Consider the following 20,018-nt stretch of genomic DNA (forward strand, 5'->3'; position numbering starts at 1 on the left):
GTTGTCAGGCACCGGCGGTTGGCACAACAGCGCCATGATCGACACTGAGGAATTGCGCGCGGCCGCTCAGGCTGGAAAACAAGGTGGCGTCAGTGCCGGTCATGAAGGTCTGGCAATTCAAGTCTTCCAGGATGGAAAACAGCGCGGCGCGTCGGCCGGCATCGAGATGTGCCGCGATTTCGTCGAGCAGCAGAATTGGCGTGAGGCCGGACATTTCGCTGGTAAGGCGTGCATGCGAGAGCACCAGTCCAACCAGCAATGCCTTTTGCTCCCCGGTTGAGCAGAGTTCGGCCGGCATGGCTTTCGGGCGATGCCGTACCAGCAGATCCGACCGATGCGGTCCGTCCAGCGTACGGCCGGCGGCGCGGTCGCGGTCGCGACCGTAAGCCAAGGCACGGCGGAACTTTTCCTCGAGCTCCACCGCTGGCATGGTGCCGATTTCGGCTTCCAGCTCTCCGGCCAGTGCGATGTCGGCCTGCGGGAACGGCCCGTCATTGGGCAGTTTCTCGATCATCGCCGACAGAAGCCGCGCCATTTCACTGCGGGCGGCGGCGATGGCCACGCCGGTTTCAGCCATCTGCGTCTCGATGGCTTCGAACCAGGCGCTGTCGCGCGTGCCTTCGGCGAGCAGACGATTGCGGCCGCGCATGGCCTTTTCATAGTCCAGCGCGCGCTGGCCGTGGCTGTCATCGATCGCCAGCACCAGCCGGTCGAGGAAGCGGCGGCGGTCACCGGCGGCGCCCGTGAACAGTGCATCCATGGCCGGTGTCAGCCAGACGACACGCAGCCATTCCAGCATATCCTCGACGGAACGTGCCGTGGCGCCATTGATACGCACGCGCCGCCCACCTTCGCCGGGCGTGTTGCCGCCCGCAATACCGGTACCGATTTCAGCCTCGCCAGAAGGGCCATCGAGGCGCACATGCAGCGCGAAGCCGCCATCGCCTCCTTCGCGGGCAACATCGCCATAGGGCGCGCGGCGCAGGCCGCGTCCCGGCGTGAGAAAGGAAATAGCCTCGAGCAGGTTGGTCTTGCCGGCGCCATTGTCGCCCGTGAAGACGACCGCGCCCGGCTTCAGCTCGAGCGACAGCGCTGCGTAGTTGCGGAAATTGGTGAGCGCAAGCCGGGTGAGATGGGTCTGTGCGCGGCTTGCGCCTTCCCGGCTTTCTTCGCTTGTCATGTGGTCAAGGCAATGCGCGCGGCTACACGCGCATCGGCATCAGCACGTAGAGCGCGTTCTCGTCGCTGGTGTCGTGGATCAAGGTTGGAGAACCGGCATCCGCCAGCATGAACTTGGCTTCACCGCCGCTGAGTTGTGCCGCAACATCGAGCAGATAGCGCGCGTTGAAGCCGATCTCGATTGGATCGGCAGTGTAGTCTGCTGCCAGTTCTTCAGTGGCACTGCCGGAATCGGGATTGTTGACCGCCAGCGTCACCTGGCCGTCCGAGATCGTGAGTTTTACCGCGCGCCCGCGCTCGGACGAGATGGTGGAAACACGGTCGACGGCGGCTGCGAAACTCTGCCGGTCGATGACGAGCTTCTTGTCGTTGCCGGTCGGAATGACGCGCTGATAGTCGGGGAAGGTGCCGTCGATCAGCTTGGAGGTGAGGACCACGCTGCCGATGGTGAGACGTATCTTGGTGTCGGAAAGCTCGGTCGTTACCGCCACATCCGGATCGTCGACCAGCTTCTGCAATTCGCTGACGGTCTTTCGCGGGATGATGATGCCTGGCATGCCTTCCGAACCCGCGGGCGCATCCATCTCTGCACGCGCAAGACGATGACCGTCGGTCGCCACCGAACGCAGCTTCAACTTGCCACCCACCTCGTGTGTGTGCAGGAAGATACCGTTCAGATAGTAGCGGGTCTCTTCAGTCGAGATCGCGAACTGGGTCTTGTCGATCAGGCGCTTGAGTGCGGTCGAATCCAGCCGGAAGATGTGCGAGAAGGATCCGGCCGACAGTTCCGGGAAGTCGGCCTGCGGCAGGCACTGCAGCCGGAAGGAGGAGCGGCCGGAGATGACGGTCATGGCGTTGCCGTCCTCATCCGTCTTCAGCATCACTTCGGCACCGTCAGGAAGCTTGCGCACGATGTCGTAGAGCAGATGCGCCGGCACGGTGGTGGCGCCTGACTGTTCCACCTTGGCGGAGGCCGCTTCGGTCACCTCCAGATCAAGGTCGGTCGCCTTCATTTCCAGGCTGCCGCCTTCTGCCATCAACAGCACATTGGACAGGATCGGGATGGTGTTGCGGCGCTCGACCACGCGATGAACGTGGTTGAGGGATTTCAGGAGATTGGACCGTTCGAGAATAACACGCATGACGATGAAGGCTCGCTTGAAAGACTTTCGAGGTTCCGCGACACGGTGCCCGCGAAAGGTCTGAACACATTCAGATTCTGGCCAAGCTGACAGGAAAAACCCCCTGAACGCAAGCCCGCGGAACCGGCAGCGAGCGGTTCCGCGGGCTTTGTCGGGGATAACGGCGGATGCGGGGCGGCTTCGTTGCCGCCCGGCTCGTCAAGCCTGGTCGTTGATCAGCCGGCGGAGCAGTTCGAGCTCCTGCGCCAGCGTGTTGTCGGCACCCGACAAGTCCTCGATCTTGCGGACAGCGTGGAGAACCGTGGTGTGGTCGCGGCCGCCGAACCTGCGGCCGATTTCCGGCAGCGAGCGTGGAGTGAGCACCTTGGAGAGATACATCGCCACTTGCCGCGGCTTGACGATGGTGCGGGTGCGCCGGTTCGACAGGAGTTCCGTCTTCGAGACATTGTAGTGACGCGCCACGATGCGCTGGATGTCCTCGATGCGCACGCGTTTGGGCTCGCCTGTGCGGTAGATATGGCCGAGGATCTCGTCGATGCGGTCGATGGTGATCTGAGGCTCGAACGACTGCCGGAAAAGCAACTGGTTGAAGGCGCCCTCCAGCTCACGGCCGGAGCCTGTCACGGTGCGGGCGACATGGTCGAGGATCTCGTCGGCGATGTTGAGCGAGGTATCGTCCTGCTTGGCGGTAGCCAGACGCTGCTTCAACATGGCGAGCCGCATGGTGTAGTCGGGCGCGGCCATTTCGAGCGCGACCCCGCCATTGAGGCGCGAGCGAACGCGCGGCTCCAGCGATTCCAGCTCAGACGGCGGCCGGTCAGCGGCAACAACCACCTGTTTGGCGCTGTCGAGCAGCATGTTGATGAGGTGGCAGAATTCGTGCTGGATCGATTTGCCCTGCAGGAATTGCATGTCGTCGATGATCAACAGGTCGATATCGCGCAGTTGCTCCTTGAGGGTGAGCGCATTGTTGTCGCGGATAGCGGTGGCGAAACGCCACATGAAATATTCGGCGGTCAGATAAACGACGCGCGACTTGGGATTGTGGCGCAGCGATTCCGCTGCGATCGCTTGCAGAAGATGTGTTTTACCCAACCCCACGGTGGCATGGAGGAACAGTGGGTTGAAGCGCACGGCGCTCGAAGCGGATTCGGCAACGGCACGTGCCGCGGCGAAAGCCACGCGGTTCGACGGGCCTTCGACAAACGAGCCGAAAGTGTAGCGAGGGTCTAGCGGGGAGCCGAGCACGTTCTGGCGGAAGTCCGGCTCGGCAGCCGCGCCGCGAGCCAGCGGGGCACGTTCCTGCTTGCCGGCGCCCAATGTGGTGCCGGAAGACAGCGTGGTCTGCGCTTGTTTGGCGACCTTGCGCAGCGGGGCGGTTTCCAGTTCCGGGGCAGTGTGGCGCGTGGCACTGCGCACCACCACCTCGACCTTGAGGATACCGGCTTCCTCCTGCTTCCACAGCTCCGTGATGACGTCGAGATAGTGGCCGTTGATCCAGGAGCGCAGGAAAGCAGTCGGCACCGACATGCGGGCGACGCCCTTGGAAAGCTCCACAAGCTTCATGCGGCCGAACCAGCTCGAATAGACCTCGCTGCCGAGGCGCGCCTTCAACTGTGCCCTGATGCGCTCGAAACGTTGCTCTGCCTCGTTACCTGCAGCCATGGCGCCTTCTCCGACGATGTCCCCGGAAAAAGGAAAGCCGCCGAGCTCCCTGTTTGTGCCACCGTGTATCATTTAGATCCTCGTTCCTTGTCTGACTTGCACCGGCGGGCCGATCTTCGCAGCCTTCTCCCGGCATCTATACCTCCCACGGTTCCAGCCGCCGCTGGCCGGAAACGCGGTCTAGCGCAGGAGAGGGGCAAACAGCCCCCAGCAATGCAATCCGAGACGACAAGACAAACGAACCCATCTGGCTGAATGCCAGCTACGTCCGACCTGCCATGCCCTGTTAACCCCGGTCCCCACTACGCATCGAAAGGACAGACCTAGCCGTTCGCGGAATTGCTCCCGCGTTGCAGATTTTGCCTGTTTTTGGGCTAGGTCGAGAGCCTAACGGCCCGCCCCTCTCGATGACCAGACATTACAGAAATCGCTGTGGAAAGGGCAAGGCCGCGTCTAACGGATTTTTAACGAATCTGGTTACCATCGAGGGGCATTTCAGCGCCCTTACGCGTGCCTCCCTAGGCAAAGTTCTTGTGATTCAAACCCTTTTCCGGCGAATATGAAAAAGGGTAGCTGGCGCGAAATAATTTTTAAAAAATCGCTTGACATTGAGTTCTTCCTGAAGCCCGGCTGACGATGTGGACAAGCTGTGGAAAATCCCGCCCGGATCTTCGCTAACACACTGAAGTTAAATGATTATTTATGCCGAGCGGAATGAGGCTGCGGTAAAAATGGCGTATCCGGAACAAAGATGCCGGCAAAAGTTCCCGTCATGTTCGATAACTGCCGTTGCGGCAGTTATCGAACGTTCATTTCAAGTCATTGCCGGCAAACGAAAAAACCCGACGCACGAGCGCCGGGTTCTCAGAATTTCGTGACGCCTGGTGAGGCTTAGGCCGACAGCGTCTTCAAGCGCTGAGCAAGGCGCGAAACCTTCCGGGAGGCCGTGTTCTTGTGCAGCACGCCCTTGGTGGCGGCGCGCATCAATTCCGGCTGAGCGTCCTTGAAAGCGGCCTCGGCAGCAACCTTGTCGCCAGCGGCCAGCGCTTCTTCCATCTTGCGCACATAAGTGCGCACGCGCGAACGGCGGTTCTTGTTGATCGCCGCACGGCGGGCGATCTTGCGCGTAGCCTTCTTGGCCGACGAGGTATTGGCCATACTGCCTCTCTTTTATCTATGTATCTCTATGGTGAGCGCTTGCGGTATACTGCAGGGCGCAAAAAATAAATGGGCAGCCATGGGGCCGCCTCAGTCGTGGCGGCTTATAGTTCAGCTTTTCCTGCGCGTCAACGCCGCCGTTACGCATTTTCCATGCATTTGCGGCTTCAGCGGTTGGTGAAATTGGCCTTTCGCTTCTCGGCGAACGCGGCCATACCTTCCTTTTGGTCATCGAGTGCGAACATCGAGTGGAAAACACGCCTTTCGAATCGCAGACCTTCGGCCAGCGTCGTCTCGTAGGAGCGGTTCACCGCTTCCTTGGCCATCATCACGGCAGGCAGGGAGAAATCGGCGATCCTGGCTGCAGCCTTCAATGCCTCGTCGACGAGTTCAGCCGCCGGAACGATGCGCGAGACGAGGCCGCAGCGCTCTGCTTCCGCAGCGTCCATCATGCGCCCCGTCAGCACCATGTCCATGGCCTTGGACTTGCCAACGAAACGCGTCAGCCGCTGCGATCCGCCCATGCCGGGCATGACGCCGAGCGTGATTTCCGGCTGGCCGAACTTGGCGTTGTCGGCGGCGATGATGAAATCGCACATCATGGCAAGCTCGCAGCCGCCACCCAGTGCGTAGCCGGCCACCGCCGCGATGATCGGCTTGCGGGCGCGCGTGAGTTCCTCCCAGCCGACGAAAAAGTCCTGCATGAAGGCCTCGACATAGGTCTTGGTCTGCATCTCCTTGATGTCCGCACCGGCGGCGAAAGCTTTTTCGGACCCGGTGATGACCATGGCGCCGATATTGGTATCGGTTTCGAAGACCTTCACCGCGTCGAGGATATCGGCGAGCACCTGCGAATTCAGCGCATTCAGTGCCTTCGGCCGGTTCAGTGTGATCAGCCCGACCTTGCCGCGGGTTTCGGCGATGATGGTTTCATAGGCCATGGCTCGGTCTCCTCATTGCGGTGAGACCCGTCTAACCTACTCCTGGCAGGAGCGGCAATAGAAGGTGGAGCGGCCGCTTTGTACGATCCGTTCGATATGGCCGCCACAGCCCGGCTTGGAACACGGCTCGCCTTCGCGGTCATAGACCGCGAAGGAATGCTGGAAATAGCCCAGTGAACCGTCGGTCTGTACATAGTCTTTCAGCGAGGAGCCGCCGGCGGCAATTGCGTCCGCGATGACCGAGCGCACCGCCTCGGCCAGCTTCGCGCTCCGCTCCTTCGCTTTCCTGCTGGTGCCGGCAATCGTGCCGGCGGCGCGCGTCGGCAACAGGCTGGCACGCCACAACGCTTCCGAGACATAGATATTGCCGAGGCCCGCGATCAGCCTTTGATCGAGCAGCGCTGCTTTAAGCGGCGTTTTGCGGCCTTCGAACAAGGAAGCAAGCAGGGGACCGTCCAGTGCATTGCCGGTTGGCTCGATACCGAGGTCTTTGAGCATGGGGTGCTCGCTGGCGGCACCTTCGCCGAACAGCATGAAGCCGAAGCGGCGTGGATCATTGAAAACGACACGAGCCTCGCCGCCGGCGGCCGGCTCGAGATGGAACACGACATGGTCGTGTGCAGCGGCCTTCGAGCGTTCGTGGTGAAAGTCGCCGGGGGTCTCGGCGCCGTCTGGCTGTTCGATACGGAAAGAGCCGGACATGCCGAGATGGCAGATCAGCACCGGACCGTCCTCGACATGCACGGTGAGGTATTTGGCGCGTCGGCCGAGCGCGGTGATACGCCTGCCTTGCAGTCGTTCAACGAAACGCTCGGGAAATGGAAAGCGCAGATCCGGGCGGCGCGCTTCCACAGCCGTGATACGGGCGCCTTCCATGACCGGCTGCAGTCCGCGCCGGACGGTTTCGACCTCGGGCAGCTCAGGCATGGCCACCAAGCTCGGCCAGGAAGGATGTGCCATGGCGGCCGGGCGCCAGGCCGAGATGTTCAGCCACCGTCTCGCCTATGTCGGCAAAAGTTGGCCTGAGCCCGATGTCGCCACCCTTGAGGCCGGGAGCAATGCCGATCACAGGTATACGCTCCCGCGTGTGGTCCGTGCCCCGCCAGGTCGGATCGTTGCCGTGGTCGGCGGTCAGGATGAAAAGGTCGCCGGGCTGCAGCTTGGCCAAGGCTTCAGGAATGCGTTTGTCGAAGGCTTCAAGTGCTCCAGCATAGCCTGCCACGTCGCGGCGATGGCCGAATTCGGTATCGAAGTCGACGAAATTGGCGAACACGAAATCGCCGTCGCCGGCATCGTCGATAGCGGTAAGTGCCTTGTCGAACATCGCCATGTTACCGGCGGCCTTGCGCACTTCCGAAATGCCGCGATGGGCAAAGATATCGCCGATCTTGCCCACGGCGAGGACCTGGCTGCCGCGTTCCGTCAGCCGGTCGAGAAGCGTGGGTTCGGGTGGGGGTACGGAAAAGTCGCGACGGTTGGGCGTACGGCTGAACGTGGCTGCCGTTTCGCCGACAAACGGGCGGGCTATGACGCGCCCGATATTCAGCGGATCGACCAGTCGCCGCACGATCTTGCAGAATTCATAAAGTCGTTCGAGCCCGAAATGCTCCTCATGCGCGGCGATCTGCAGCACGGAATCCACGGACGTGTAGCAGATCGGCATGCCGGTGCGGATGTGTTCCTCGCCAAACTCTTCGATCACGCCGGTACCCGATGCGTGCCGGTTGGCCAGGATGCCCGGCACCTTGCCTTCACGGATCATCGCTTCGGTCAGCGAGGCGGGGAAGGTGGGTATGGTGTCTGGAAAGTAGCCCCAGTCGAAACGGACGGGCAGTGCGGCGATCTCCCAATGGCCGGACGGTGTGTCCTTGCCGCTGGAAACTTCCTGCGCTGCGCCATGGAAAGCGCCTTCGTTGGCAGCCGCTTCTGGGAAGGTGAAGCCGGTAGCCGTCCTGGCGGCGCGACCAAGGCCGAGTGCAGCCATGTTGGGCACAGCGAGGGGGCCGCTGCGCAAGCCTTCGCGGTCAGCTTTGCCTTTGGCGCAGGCCTCGGCGATATGGCCGAAAGTATCGGCACCGGCATCGCCGTATTTCTCGGCGTCGGCAGCACCGCCGATGCCGAAGGAATCCAGAACGAAGATGAAAGCGCGCGCCATTCGAGCCTGTCGGTTTGTTTGTCGGCCAAGACATAGGATTGCACAACGGCGTTGGCAATTCGGAAACCAAACGGCAACGGCTTGCGTCGACAATAGCCGACAACGGCTTCCAAGCGAAGCCGGTCGAAACTTTGGAAGATGATCGGTTCCACGTCGATGTCCCGTTATTCTTGCGTCTTGAGCCTTTGGAAGACGGCGGTCGTCACGGTGGTTCTGGCGACCGCCATCTCGTCCGCGCGCGCCGATTGGCGCGACGACATCGGCACATTCCGCATCGGCATGATCGCCGAACCAGGCGCCGGAAACACGGTGCCCGGCCTCTCAGCCTTGACCAGGGCTTATTCCATGGCGCTCGGCATGAAGGTCGAGTTCCTGGTGGCGCCGGACTACGCGACACTGATCGAGGCACAGGCTGCCGGCCGTGTCGAATATGCGATCTATTCCGCGCTCGCCTATACGACTGCATTCGAACGTTGCGGTTGTGTGGAGCCTCTCGTCGCGCCGACGGATGGCGACGGCGCTGTCGGCATCCGTTCGATCCTGATTACGCGGGACGGGAAGGTGCCATCGCTGCAAGCCATGACCGCGCATCGTATTGCGGTCGGTCCTGCGGAAAGTGTTGCGGGCTGGCTGCTGCCGCTAGCGGACCTCACGCCGAACCAGGTTTCCCTTTCGCAAGCCAGCCCATTTCTCGAACGCGCGTCATCCGTCTCGGCTGCGGAAGCGATGCTGGCGGAGGAAAAAGCCGATGCCGTATTCGGTTGGGCGACGTCTCGCGCTGATGACAGCGAGACCGGCGGTACGATCGCAAGACTGAAAGAAACTGGCGTGCCGGAAAGCTCGCTGCAGGTGATCTGGAGATCCAATCTGCTGCGCTACGGTCCCCATGCGGTGCTGAAAAGTCTCGATCCGGAAGCCAAGAGGAGGCTCCGTGTCTTTCTGGTCAATCTCAAGGGCCAGACGCCCGAAACATACGACCTGCTTGAGCCTGGGCATGCAGGCGGTTTCGTGGCTGTGACGCATCAGAATTATGAGGCGGCGACACGGATCATGCGCGCCAGCTTGCAGGATCCCGTGCGGGCCGGGAATGATGGTCCAGGCCCTAGCAGTCCGAGCAGGTGAGCTGCGAGACCGTGCGCGGACGCAGCAAATAGGTTTCGCCCATGTTGATGGTTTTGAATGTATTGAGCAGGCCCAGTTGCTCGCCGCCCGCTACCCAGACGATCAGTGGTTCGTAGGTCAGATTGCTGTCCACTTTGACCAGGAATGTGCCTTCAATGGCCAGTGCTGGTGGTATCGGGAGTTTGTCGTCTTTGGCGAGGCCGGGGCCGAAAGTGCCGTTGTTCAGTTTGCGCGACCAAACAACCGTAGCTTCCGGTGCCGAGGATTCCACTCGCAGGCCAGTGACTGTGATCGTAGGCTTTGATCGGGCGTATGGCAGCAGCGTAGTTTGCCCAATATCCATAATGCTTTGGATGGCGGCTTTGTCGATGCTTCCGGGATTTTGCGCGACAAGATCGGCAACCATGCTGCCGAGACGACTGACCTTCTTGTTGGTCTCGATTGCCTGCGACGCCTCCATGGTCAGGAAATACATCATCAGCAAGATGGGGGCCAAAAATGCAAATTCGACGGCCGCGACGCCACGTCGATCCTTGCAGAAGCGGGCCGCTTTCAGTCGCAGCGTTCCGAGTCGTTTCAGTGCCTGAGGCAGCATCTCTTTTCCTTTGCGGGTCGCAGTGCCCGATCAACTGCCGTAAGGTTCGTTGAACCAAGTGTTGGTGGCGAAATGCAGCGTGGAATTGCGGTTGCCCTTGAAGTCCAGGCCGGCCATGGATTTTGCCAAGAAGTCGGTGATGACCGGCCATTTGTAGAAGACGCGCAACATGTTGATCGTCTCCTCCCCGCCGGGCTCGGCGACAAACTGTTTCTGGTCTTCCGAAGTGCCCTTCATCAGCACGATCTCACCGTTGGCGATCTTGTAGCTGTAACCGGCGGCCTCGACGTAAGAATCATACTTGCGCAGGTCGACCTTGAGACGGTCTGTGCACTCGTTCGCCATCAGGATTTCGAGTTCGTGGCAGATTTTCTGCTTCAGGGAATCGACGGTGACAACCTTTAGTTGGCCGGTACGCAACTGGCGTGCGATGTCGTCCGTCGCGTTTGTCAGCACCTCCTGGCCGGCGAAGGAAAGGCAGCTTTCCAGGATCGCGAACACGAGCAATGCGAAAGGAATGGCGAGAGCCGCGAACTCGATCGCTGTGCTGCCACGCCGGTCGCGTGCGAAACGGCCCAAAAACCCACGACGTCGCGCCGCGCGCTTCTCGCTGCCGCGTTTGCCTGCCTGCCCCATGACGCCTGGAACCCCTAAGCCGAACCCGCTGGAAGCCTAGACGAAACCCGTTGAGGGCTCGTTTTATTGATCCTTAAAGTAACGGATGAAGTCTTTACCTGCGCTTAACCAGCCTGGACACCGGACGCCGTCCGAGATGTCTATTGACCGGCGTTCATTTCCGACTCGGAAACCTTCTCGGCGTCGGTCTTCGTCGCGCTCTCGCAATAGGGAGTGCACGACATGGTCTGCACTTGCGAGCGCCGGTAGATGCGCACGGAACTGACAGCCTGTCGAACGACTGTAACCTGCTCGTCGAGGATAGGGCTGCCCTGATTGTCGAGCGCCACGATGTTGGTGACACCGAAACCCTTGCCGGTGAGCACGATCGTCGAGGCATCCTGTACGGCAGCGTCGGCGATGGCAGAATTGCCGATGACAACCGTATCAGCCGCACGCGGGAGCTTCACGATCCTGGCCTGGTTCATGGTAACCTCGATGCCAACCTCGGCCTTGCTGGGCAAGGCAAAGATCGCGGCGGCAAATGCCGCGGCCACGATCAGCGGTTTCGACACGGACATCTCGGTCTCCGGCACGGCAAAAAGTCAAAAAGAAGATGAACGAGATTGGTGAACCAAGGGTTAAGTGCCTTCCAGCGCCACCCAGTTGCGGTAGAGCACTAGCCCGCAGACAAGCCGAACTGGCTCCATTCTCATAGAAGGCTGCATTTTCCGGATCTGGCTCATCGATCCTTAACGCAGTTGAAGTAGGTATTGCCGCGTCGAAGTTACTTTGTGCGTCAGGCCATGCTCATAGCGCTGATCTTTGTCGTCTTTCCTTTTTGCATGCTGTTCGCTGCGATCTCGGACATATTGTCGATGACGATCGCCAATCGCGTCTCGGCCCTGCTGGTGGTGACCTTTGTGGCCGTCGCGCCGCTGACCGGCATGGATTGGGCAGCCTTTGGTCTGCATCTCGTGGCCGGCCTTCTCGTTTTAAGCGTGACCTTCGCGCTCTTTGCGCTCGGTGGAATGGGTGGTGGCGACGCCAAGCTGCTCGCTGCCACGTCAGTCTGGATGGGGCTTAATTTTACCCTCCTGCAGTATCTGGTGATTGCATCCATCCTTGGCGGCATACTGACGATCGCCATTCTCGCCTATCGGAAATCGCCCTTGGCAGCGATAACGGGTCAGAATGCGTTCCTGCGCCATTTCGCTGACGAAAAAGTCGGTGTGCCCTACGGTATCGCGTTGGGTTTGGGCGGATTGATCGCATTCCCGGAATCGCCGCTTGCAATGTGGGCACTGGAAAGGCTTTCGGCTTAATTTATCGGCGCTTGGAGCTCTTCCACCAAACCAATAAATTAGAACTCCATTAACCATAATTTGACGATTTCCGACGCACAGTCCGACTTGGCTAGGTGGTTTGTCAGGGTGGTATGGGGCGATGCCGGCATCCCGGTTGATTATTTTGAGCGTGGCTGTTGCCGCTGCGGGCGGTGCTGGCTATGTCGCCAAGAACATGGCGGTTCCGCCGGCGCCTCAGATCGTCGAGGCTGGTCCCCAGCAGCCGGCGATCGCGCTGGAAGACGTGTTGGTTCTCAGCGCCGATGTTTCAATGGGAAGCCCGCTGGAAACCAGCATCAAGTGGGAAGCATGGCCCGCTGACGGGGTGAATCCCAATTTCATCACCCGCGCCGCCGATCCCGAGGCCGTCGATAAGCTCAAGAGTTCCGTCGCTCGCGTTGCCATGTATACCGGCGAGCCCGTTCGTCGTTCCAAGCTGATCGGCGAGGGACAGAGTTTCATGTCGTCAATCCTGCCTCCCGGCACGCGGGCGGTTGCAACGGCGATTGCCGCCGATACATCCGCGGGCGGCTTCATTCTGCCGAACGACTATGTCGACGTGATCATGACGCGAAAGGCCGATCCGGCGAATGGCGGGGGTGGCGGCTTCACCACCGAAACCATCCTGAAGAACATCCGGGTCCTGGCAATCGACCAGACCATCCAGGAAGACGAAGAAGGCAAGAAGACCCGTGTCGGCCAGACGGCTACGTTGGAGTTGACGCCGCAACAGGCCGAGATCATCACCGTGGCGCAACAGATGGCGGACCGGCTGACGCTTGCGCTGCGCTCGATCAAGGACACTCAGGAGAAGGCGGCGGGTGAAGCCGACTACCTCGTCTCGGGTAACGGACGGCGCGGCACGGTGCGTCTCATCAAATCCGGGGAAGTTTCCGAAGTGGGAGCAAGGAAATGAGGGTGAACGCCAAATCCCGGTTTGCCGCCATCCTCGCCGCCGGCCTCATGCTTGTCGGCGCCGAAGCGATGGGCCCGATTGATGTGCAGGCTGCCGGCAGCAAGGCACGCGTCGGCAACACGGTCGCCGGCCAGCGTGTCAAGCTTGGCCTCAACAAATCGATCGTCATCGACTTGCCCAACGACGCTTACGATATCCTCGTGGCCAATCCGGCAGTGGCCGATGCCGTGACGCGAACGTCCCGCCGCATCTATCTGTTCGGCAAGGCGGTCGGCGAGACCAACATCTTCGTCTTCGGTCCGAATGGCGAGCAGATCGTCAGCCTCGATCTGGCTGTCGAACGCGACGTCGCCGGTCTCGAGGATTACCTCAAGCGGTTCATTCCGAATTCCGACGTCAAGGTGGAACTGCTCAACGACAACGTCGTCCTGACGGGCACCGTCGACACACCGCTCGACGCCAAGCGCGCGGTCGATTTGGCCACCATCTTTGTGACGGGCGGTGAGGCGACGACAGGCCAATATTCGCAAACCGCAGTGGGCGGTTCTCGCGACGGTGGGGTGGATATCGATAATCCCGATCAGACCCGCCAGAAGAGCCAGATCGTCAATCTCATCCAAATCATCGGCGATGATCAGGTGACGCTGAAAGTGACGGTCGCCGAGGTGAGCCGAACGGTCATGAAGCAGCTCGGCGTCAATATGGTGGGCAGCGGCGGCTCCAATGGCATCAGCTGGAGCGCGATCGGCGACCCCCTTTCAGGTCTTGGCAAACCCCTCAGCCAATCCAGTCTCGCAATCGGATCGTCATCGCTGCAGGCCTACATCAATGCGATGGAACAGGCGGGCGTCATGAAAACGCTGGCTGAGCCGACCCTGACCGCAGTTTCGGGCGAAAAGGCAACATTCAGGGTTGGTGGCGAGTTCAATCTCGTCACAGGCCAGGATGTCACTGCTGTCGACAATGAGGAGCGAGCAAAAGGAAAGAGGGATAACATTAAGTACACGATCGACAAACTCGAATACGGAATAGGCCTCGAGTTTCAGCCCGTCGTGCTTTCCCCCGGCCGTATCAGCCTGAAAGTCAGGACTTCTGTTTCTGAACCGACGACGGAAGGTTCAGTCGGTCTTTCGACGGGGCTGAACTATCCAGGCGCCAATCTGCTTTCCATCCGTAAGCGGTTAGCCGATACCACCGTCGAACTGCCATCCGGTGGTTCGATGATGATCGCTGGCCTTGTGCGTGACGACATCCGCCAGGCGGTCAACGGTCTGCCGGGTCTTTCAAAAATCCCGGTGCTCGGCGCTTTGTTCCGCAGCCGGGATTTCGTCCGCAACGAGACCGAGCTGGTCATCCTCATTACGCCTTATTTGGCTCGGCCGGTCGCGCGCAACGACCTCGCCAAACCTGATGACAATTTCAACGCCGCCAGCGATGGCGCTGGCATGTTCCTTGGTCGCGTCAACCGTGTCTACGGCACCATGCAGACCGACAAACCCGCCGGCCGCTATCATGGCGTCGTCGGTTTCATCTACAAATAAGCGGGGAACGTTATGTCTCACTCGGCTATCATCGAGGCCCCGCAACCGGCGCTTCGAAGCAGTGTAACGAGGTTGGCGATGCCGGCCTTGCTGGTCGCGGCGGCATTGCTCAGCGGCTGCGCCAACCGCGACAGTGTTACGGTGGGCGCGATCCCCGACGACTATCGCACCAACCACCCGATCATGATCTCGCAGCAGGACAAGACGCTGGATATCCCTGTCGGCGCCAGTGACCGTGGCATGACCCGTGCGCAAAGCCAGTCATTGCTCGGGTTCCTTGACGGTTACGATCGCAACGCCGCATCCGTGCTGACCATTTCGGTGCCGTCCGGCTCGGCCAACGAGATCGCGGCGCAGTCGGCCGCGCGCGGTTTCGCCAAGGTCGCCACCGCCAACGGTGTCCGCCGCGACCGCATCGCCTTCATTTCTTATGACGCCGGCGCTGCCGATGTCGCGGCACCCGTGCGCGTGACCTATTCGGCGATGCGGGCGCATACCGACAAATGCGGCCGCTGGTCGGCAGATATCGCAGATACGGCCGAAAACAAACACTACACCAATTTCGGCTGTTCCTATCAGAACAACCTCGCTGCCCAGATCGCCAATCCGACCGATCTCCTCGGACCGCGGCAGCAGACACCGGTCGATGCGACGCGGCGCGGAGTGGTTATCGACGGATATCGCAAGGCGCCGTTCTACACGCCGGCGCCGCGCACCGAAGTCAACTACTGATGGTCGAGGATCGCGGAGGGCAAAGAACATGACCAATCTCGCCTACGATCCATTGGCGGAAGACGGTGACGTCTCGTATCAGGACATCTCCGCCATGCAGTCGTTGCGGCCTGTTCCGCGGATCTCCGTGCAGGCTTTCTGCGAGACGGACGGGGTGGCCAATCCGATCGAACGCGCGGGCCAGGACCGGCGCATGGCAAAGGCCCATCTGAAAGTCCATATGGGCGGCATTTCGACGGCGATCGACTTCTATCATTCGGCGCCAACCCCCAATCTGATCATTCTGGAAACGCGTGCCGAGCCCAAGGAAATGCTCGAGCAACTCGGCCAGCTCGCGGAATACTGCGATCCATCGTCGAAGGTGGTCGTGATCGGCCACTACAACGATGTCGGCCTCTATCGGGAACTGATCCGTTCCGGCATTTCGGAATATGTCGTCGCTCCTGTCTCGATGGCCGATGTCGTTGCCGTCATCGCCTCGATCTTCATTGATCCGGAAGCGGAGCCGATCGGCCGTTCCGTCGCCTTTGTCGGCGCCAAAGGCGGCGTCGGCTCTTCCACGATCGCCCACAATGTGGCCTGGGCCGTGTCGTCGCTGTTCAAATCGGAAGTCGTCGTGGCCGATCTGGATCTTGCCTTCGGTACGGCAAACATCAACTTCGATCAGGATCCCGCTCAAGGCATCGCCGAAGCGGTGTTTTCGCCCGAGCGTATCGATGAGGTCTATCTCGATCGTCTGCTTGCGCAATGCGCCGAACACCTCTCCCTCCTGGCGGCGCCTTCGACCCTGGACCGCGTCTACGATTTCGAGCCCGAAGCTTTCAGCCAGATCATCGACACCGCGCAGCGCACCGCGCCGCTTCTGGTCCTGGATGTGCCCCATATCTGGAGTGGCTGGAGCAAGAACACGCTGATCAAGGCCGATGAGATCGTCATCACCGCGACGCCGGAGCTGGCCAACCTGCGCAACGCCAAGAATATGGTGGACATGCTGAAACGGCTGAGGCCGAACGACCCGGCCCCAAAGCTGATCCTCAATCAGGCTGGTGTTCCCAAGCGCCCCGAAATCTCGGCCAACGACTTCGCCGAGCCGCTCGGCATCACACCGATGGCGGTCATTCCTTTCGAGCCGTTGTTGTTCGGCAATGCTGCCAACAACGGCCGTATGCTGGGCGAAATGGATGCCAAGAATCCGGTCGTCGCCACGATCAAGGAGATCGCTCACGTGCTGACGGGCCGCAGCGAACTCAAGACGAAGAAAAAAGCGAGCCTCGGCAGCATTCTTGGCAAGCTCAGACGTAACAAGAAGTAACCGCCTTGGGGCGGAATGGGTAGCGGATCATGTTTGGTAAGAGAGGCAGTGACGACGGCAGCCGGGCCACGCCGGAATTCCGGCAGCTCGCGCCCGCACCCGCGGAGGTTGCGGTAGCGCCCCGTCCATCCGCGCCGATCGCGCCGCAGCAGACACCGATATCGGCAGCCGCTCCTGCACGCCGAACGATAGAGGCCCCATCCATCGCGGCGGAAGCCAAACGGGCACCGCGTGAGCGCAGCGAGAGCTATTACGACACCAAAAGCCAGGTTTTCTCGGCACTTATCGATACGATCGATTTGTCGCAACTGGCCAAGCTCGACCCCGAAAGCGCGCGCGAGGAAATCCGCGATATCGTCAACGACATTATCGCAATCAAGAATTTCGCGATGTCGATTGCCGAGCAGGAGGATCTGCTCGAGGATATCTGCAACGACGTCCTGGGCTACGGTCCACTCGAGCCGCTGCTGGCGCGTGACGACATCGCCGATATCATGGTGAACGGTTCCCGCAACGTCTACATCGAAGTCAACGGACGGGTGGAGACGACCGGCATCCGTTTTCGCGACAACCAGCAGCTCCTGAACATCTGTCAGCGCATCGTCTCTCAGGTCGGTCGCCGTGTCGATGAATCCTCGCCGATCTGCGACGCCCGCCTGCCGGACGGCTCGCGCGTCAACGTCATCGCGCCGCCGCTCGCGATCGACGGCACCGCGCTGACGATCCGCAAATTCAAGAAAGACAAACTCACCCTCGACCAGCTCGTCCGTTTCGGCGCGATTTCGCCGGAGGGTGCGGAGGTCCTCAAGATCATCGGCCGCGTTCGGTGCAATGTCGTCATTTCCGGTTCGACCGGTTCAGGCAAGACGACGCTGCTCAACTGCCTGACCAACTATGTCGACCGCGAAGAGCGGGTCATCACCTGCGAGGATTCTGCCGAGCTCCAGCTCCAGCAACCGCATGTGGTGCGGCTGGAGTCCCGCCCGCCCAACCTCGAAGGGGAGGGCGAAGTGACCATGCGCGATCTGGTCAGGAACTGCCTGCGCATGCGGCCAGACCGCATCATCGTGGGCGAGGTGCGCGGGCCGGAAGTCTTTGACCTGCTGCAGGCCATGAATACCGGCCACGACGGATCGATGGGCACGATCCACTCCAACAGCCCTCGCGAATGTCTGAACCGCATGGAATCCATGGTTGCGATGGGCGGCTACACGTTGCCGCAGAAGACGGTGCGCGAAATCATCGTTGGTTCTGTGGATGTCATCATCCAGGCGGCACGCTTGCGCGACGGTTCGCGTCGCATCACCCACATCACCGAAGTGATCGGCATGGAGGGAGACGTGATCATCACGCAGGATCTCGTCCTCTACAACATCAAGGGCGAAGACATGAACGGCAGGCTCATCGGCGAGCATGTGTCGACCGGTATCGGCCGCCCGCATTTCTGGGATCGGGCGCGCTATTACGGTGAGGAACAGCGCCTGGCGGCCGCGCTCGAGGCAATGGAGAAGCGGGCCGAGTAAGGATCCCAGAAGCGCGAGGAAACTTGCCGATGTTCGGTATCGACAGCACCGTTCTGATCTTCATCCTTCTGGCTGGCACAAGTGCCGGCGCGATCGCCTATGCCTTGATGTTCAACCGCATGAGTGCCGAGAAACAGGTTGGCAAGCGCCTGGAGGTCATCAAGGCGGCGGAGAGCGACCGCGCGGTCGTAAAAGCTGCCCGCGATAAGATGAACGAGGCTGCCAGGCGCCGCAAATCCCTGCAGGACACGCTGAAGGATCTCGACGAGAAGCAGAAGACAACCACGCGTACGATCAAGAGTCCCCCTCTGCGGATACAGATCCGCCAGGCGGGGCTCACCATGACGATGGAACGCTTCTATGTGTATTCGGCGATCTGTGGTGTCGTGCTTGGCCTGTTGGTTTTTGTCGCCGGCGCACCGCTCTTTGCGGTGCCTGCCGCGGTGCTGGTCGGTGGCCTTGGCCTGCCGCGCTGGTTTATCTCGTTTCGTCGCGCACGCCGTGTCAAAGCCTTCCTCAACGAATTTCCCAATGCGCTGGATGTCATCGTGCGCGCCGTAAAATCCGGCCTGCCGCTCAACGACGGCATTCGCCTGATCGCCAATGAAGCGGCCGAACCTGTGAAGAGCGAGTTCCGTCGCATCGTAGACGCGCAGCAGATGGGCCTGTCGATCCCGGATGCTGCCTCGCGTATGCCCGAGACCATGCCTTGCGCGGAAGCGGGTTTCTTCGGAATTGTCATTCAGATTCAGGCGCAGGCTGGCGGCAACCTCTCCGAAGCACTCGGCAACCTGTCGCGGGTTTTGCGTGATCGCAAGAAGATGAAAGCCAAGGTCCAGGCATTGTCGATGGAGGCCAAGGCTTCTGCAGCAATCATCGGCGCATTGCCTTTCATCGTCGCCTTCCTCGTCTATCTCACCAGCCCGAACTATCTGATGCCACTGTTCACGACCAGCACGGGTCATTTGGTGCTGGGCGTCTCCGCTGTCTGGATGTCGTTTGGCATCCTTGTGATGCGGCGGATGATGAACATCGAGGTGTAAGACGATGACCGGACAAACCATAAAGACACTTACAGATCCGGCATTCCTGATCGCCATCCTTGTGGCGATCGCCGTCTTTGCCACCGTATTCACGCTTCTGCCGGCCTTCGCCCGCGACCCTCTCAAGGCGCGAATGAAATCGGTGGCGTTGGAGCGCGAGGAACTGCGCGCCAAGCAGCGCGCCCGGCTGGCTGCGGAAGCTGATCGACGCCGAAAGGGACTGCGTGAAGAACAGTCGATCGGCATGCGCAACATCGTCGAGCGATTGGACCTGAAGCGTGCATTGGCCGACGAGAGCACGCTGCAGAAACTCAAGATGGCGGGCTTCCGTGGGCAGAACCCACTGACCAAGTTTCTGTTCTTCCGTCTTGTCCTGCCCTTCGCCGGTTTGGTGCTAGCAGGCTTCTACGTTTTCGTGCTCGGTAGCCTCGGAGAGCAGCCTTTCGTCGTGAAGTTGTTCGTTTGCGTCGTTGGTGCCTATGTCGGGTTCTATATTCCGGTCCTTTATGTTTCCAATCGCGCCACCAAGCGCAAGCAATCCATTCAGAAAGCCTGGCCCGACGCGCTCGACCTGATGCTGATCTGCGTGGAATCCGGCATGTCTGTCGAAGCAGCGATGCACAAGGTTTCGGACGAGATCGGTTCGCAATCAGCGGAACTGGCCGAGGAGTTCGTGCTCACCAACGCTGAGCTCTCCTATCTGCAGGAACGTCGCCAGGCATACGAGAACCTCGCCGGCCGTACCGGGCTCGATTCGGTGAAATCGGTTTCCCAGGCTCTTATCCAGGCCGAGCGCTACGGCACGCCTGTCGCCCAGGCGCTGCGCGTGCTGGCCTCGGAAAGCCGCGACATGCGTATGAATGAGGCGGAGAAGAGGGCGGCTGCCCTGCCGCCGAAGCTGACCGTTCCGATGATCCTCTTCTTCCTGCCGGTACTTTTCGCCATCATCCTCGGCCCAGCCGGCATTACCGTCAGCGAGCGTGGTATCTTCGGCGACAAGCAGCAGTCGACCGAACGGCAGTAGCCGCGTTCG

General features: G+C 60.7%; 19 protein-coding genes. 9 read left to right on the top strand and 10 right to left on the bottom strand.

Translation table 11 applies throughout. The annotated features are described in order from the left end of the window. Positions 1 to 4: 4 nt before the first annotated feature. From recF to ACFWXH_RS01905, 7 genes are all read right to left on the bottom strand, one after another. Complete coding sequence (gene recF / locus ACFWXH_RS01875; protein ID WP_379117012.1) at positions 5 to 1,180, bottom strand: DNA replication/repair protein RecF; 1,176 nt, start codon at positions 1,178 to 1,180, stop codon at positions 5 to 7. A gap of 22 nt (positions 1,181 to 1,202) precedes the next feature. Further along, the gene (dnaN, locus tag ACFWXH_RS01880; protein WP_054309095.1) at positions 1,203 to 2,321 is read right to left on the bottom strand and encodes a DNA polymerase III subunit beta; all 1,119 of its coding nucleotides are present in this window, start codon (positions 2,319 to 2,321) and stop codon (positions 1,203 to 1,205) included. A 198-nt stretch (positions 2,322 to 2,519) separates the two neighbouring features. Continuing rightward, the gene (dnaA, locus tag ACFWXH_RS01885) at positions 2,520 to 3,986 is read right to left on the bottom strand and encodes a chromosomal replication initiator protein DnaA (RefSeq protein ID WP_200911709.1); all 1,467 of its coding nucleotides are present in this window, start codon (positions 3,984 to 3,986) and stop codon (positions 2,520 to 2,522) included. An 891-nt stretch (positions 3,987 to 4,877) separates the two neighbouring features. Continuing rightward, positions 4,878 to 5,144: a 30S ribosomal protein S20 gene (gene rpsT, locus ACFWXH_RS01890; RefSeq protein ID WP_054309093.1), complete on the bottom strand. Its 267-nt coding sequence runs from the start codon at positions 5,142 to 5,144 to the stop codon at positions 4,878 to 4,880. Between the two features lie 167 nt (positions 5,145 to 5,311). Further along, positions 5,312 to 6,085: an enoyl-CoA hydratase gene (locus ACFWXH_RS01895; RefSeq protein ID WP_379117016.1), complete on the bottom strand. Its 774-nt coding sequence runs from the start codon at positions 6,083 to 6,085 to the stop codon at positions 5,312 to 5,314. Positions 6,086 to 6,121: 36 nt separating this feature from the next. Next, positions 6,122 to 7,012: a bifunctional DNA-formamidopyrimidine glycosylase/DNA-(apurinic or apyrimidinic site) lyase gene (gene mutM, locus ACFWXH_RS01900; protein WP_379117018.1), complete on the bottom strand. Its 891-nt coding sequence runs from the start codon at positions 7,010 to 7,012 to the stop codon at positions 6,122 to 6,124. Continuing rightward, positions 7,005 to 8,240 (bottom strand): phosphopentomutase, encoded by a 1,236-nt coding sequence (locus ACFWXH_RS01905; protein ID WP_379117020.1) that lies wholly within the window; start codon positions 8,238 to 8,240, stop codon positions 7,005 to 7,007. Before ACFWXH_RS01905 ends, mutM begins: the two co-directional genes overlap by 8 nt. Positions 8,241 to 8,396: 156 nt before the next feature. On the opposite strand from ACFWXH_RS01905, the gene ACFWXH_RS01910 reads away from it, so the two are divergent. Then, positions 8,397 to 9,362, top strand: a complete 966-nt coding sequence (locus ACFWXH_RS01910) for a phosphate/phosphite/phosphonate ABC transporter substrate-binding protein (protein WP_379117022.1) — start codon at positions 8,397 to 8,399, stop codon at positions 9,360 to 9,362. Here ACFWXH_RS01910 and ACFWXH_RS01915 read toward each other — a convergent pair. The 3 genes from ACFWXH_RS01915 to ACFWXH_RS01925 all read right to left on the bottom strand — a co-directional run bounded on the left by ACFWXH_RS01915 (position 9,343) and on the right by ACFWXH_RS01925 (position 11,153). Further along, positions 9,343 to 9,957, bottom strand: a complete 615-nt coding sequence (locus ACFWXH_RS01915; RefSeq protein WP_379117024.1) for a TadE/TadG family type IV pilus assembly protein — start codon at positions 9,955 to 9,957, stop codon at positions 9,343 to 9,345. The genes ACFWXH_RS01910 and ACFWXH_RS01915 overlap by 20 nt on opposite strands. A gap of 30 nt (positions 9,958 to 9,987) precedes the next feature. Beyond that, positions 9,988 to 10,593, bottom strand: coding sequence for a TadE/TadG family type IV pilus assembly protein (locus ACFWXH_RS01920; protein ID WP_379117026.1), 606 nt, complete (start codon positions 10,591 to 10,593; stop codon positions 9,988 to 9,990). 140 nt (positions 10,594 to 10,733) lie between these two features. Beyond that, positions 10,734 to 11,153, bottom strand: coding sequence for a pilus assembly protein N-terminal domain-containing protein (locus ACFWXH_RS01925; RefSeq protein WP_054309087.1), 420 nt, complete (start codon positions 11,151 to 11,153; stop codon positions 10,734 to 10,736). 225 nt (positions 11,154 to 11,378) lie between these two features. Between ACFWXH_RS01925 and ACFWXH_RS01930 the strand changes: the two genes are divergently transcribed. The 8 genes from ACFWXH_RS01930 to ACFWXH_RS01965 all read left to right on the top strand — a co-directional run bounded on the left by ACFWXH_RS01930 (position 11,379) and on the right by ACFWXH_RS01965 (position 20,009). After that, positions 11,379 to 11,897, top strand: coding sequence for a prepilin peptidase (locus ACFWXH_RS01930; RefSeq protein ID WP_379118910.1), 519 nt, complete (start codon positions 11,379 to 11,381; stop codon positions 11,895 to 11,897). A 121-nt stretch (positions 11,898 to 12,018) separates the two neighbouring features. Then, positions 12,019 to 12,834: a Flp pilus assembly protein CpaB gene (gene cpaB / locus ACFWXH_RS01935; protein WP_379117028.1), complete on the top strand. Its 816-nt coding sequence runs from the start codon at positions 12,019 to 12,021 to the stop codon at positions 12,832 to 12,834. Next, positions 12,831 to 14,375: a type II and III secretion system protein family protein gene (locus tag ACFWXH_RS01940; RefSeq protein ID WP_379117030.1), complete on the top strand. Its 1,545-nt coding sequence runs from the start codon at positions 12,831 to 12,833 to the stop codon at positions 14,373 to 14,375. Before cpaB ends, ACFWXH_RS01940 begins: the two co-directional genes overlap by 4 nt. Before the next feature lie 12 nt (positions 14,376 to 14,387). Then, on the top strand, positions 14,388 to 15,107 hold the full coding sequence (locus ACFWXH_RS01945) for a CpaD family pilus assembly protein (protein ID WP_379117032.1): 720 nt from the start codon (positions 14,388 to 14,390) through the stop codon (positions 15,105 to 15,107). A 28-nt stretch (positions 15,108 to 15,135) separates the two neighbouring features. Then, on the top strand, positions 15,136 to 16,419 hold the full coding sequence (locus tag ACFWXH_RS01950) for an AAA family ATPase (protein WP_379117034.1): 1,284 nt from the start codon (positions 15,136 to 15,138) through the stop codon (positions 16,417 to 16,419). 29 nt (positions 16,420 to 16,448) lie between these two features. Further along, positions 16,449 to 17,942 carry a CpaF family protein gene (locus ACFWXH_RS01955; protein ID WP_379117036.1) on the top strand — a complete coding sequence of 498 codons (1,494 nt, stop codon included), beginning with the start codon at positions 16,449 to 16,451 and terminating at the stop codon, positions 17,940 to 17,942. A 29-nt stretch (positions 17,943 to 17,971) separates the two neighbouring features. After that, entirely contained in the window at positions 17,972 to 18,985 is a 1,014-nt protein-coding gene (locus ACFWXH_RS01960) for a type II secretion system F family protein (RefSeq protein ID WP_379117039.1), read from the top strand. A gap of 4 nt (positions 18,986 to 18,989) precedes the next feature. After that, the gene (locus ACFWXH_RS01965; RefSeq protein ID WP_379117041.1) at positions 18,990 to 20,009 is read left to right on the top strand and encodes a type II secretion system F family protein; all 1,020 of its coding nucleotides are present in this window, start codon (positions 18,990 to 18,992) and stop codon (positions 20,007 to 20,009) included. Positions 20,010 to 20,018 lie beyond the last annotated feature (9 nt).

The sequence above is a fragment of the Mesorhizobium sp. NPDC059054 genome (assembly GCF_042739215.1).
Taxonomy (GTDB): domain Bacteria; phylum Pseudomonadota; class Alphaproteobacteria; order Rhizobiales; family Rhizobiaceae; genus Mesorhizobium.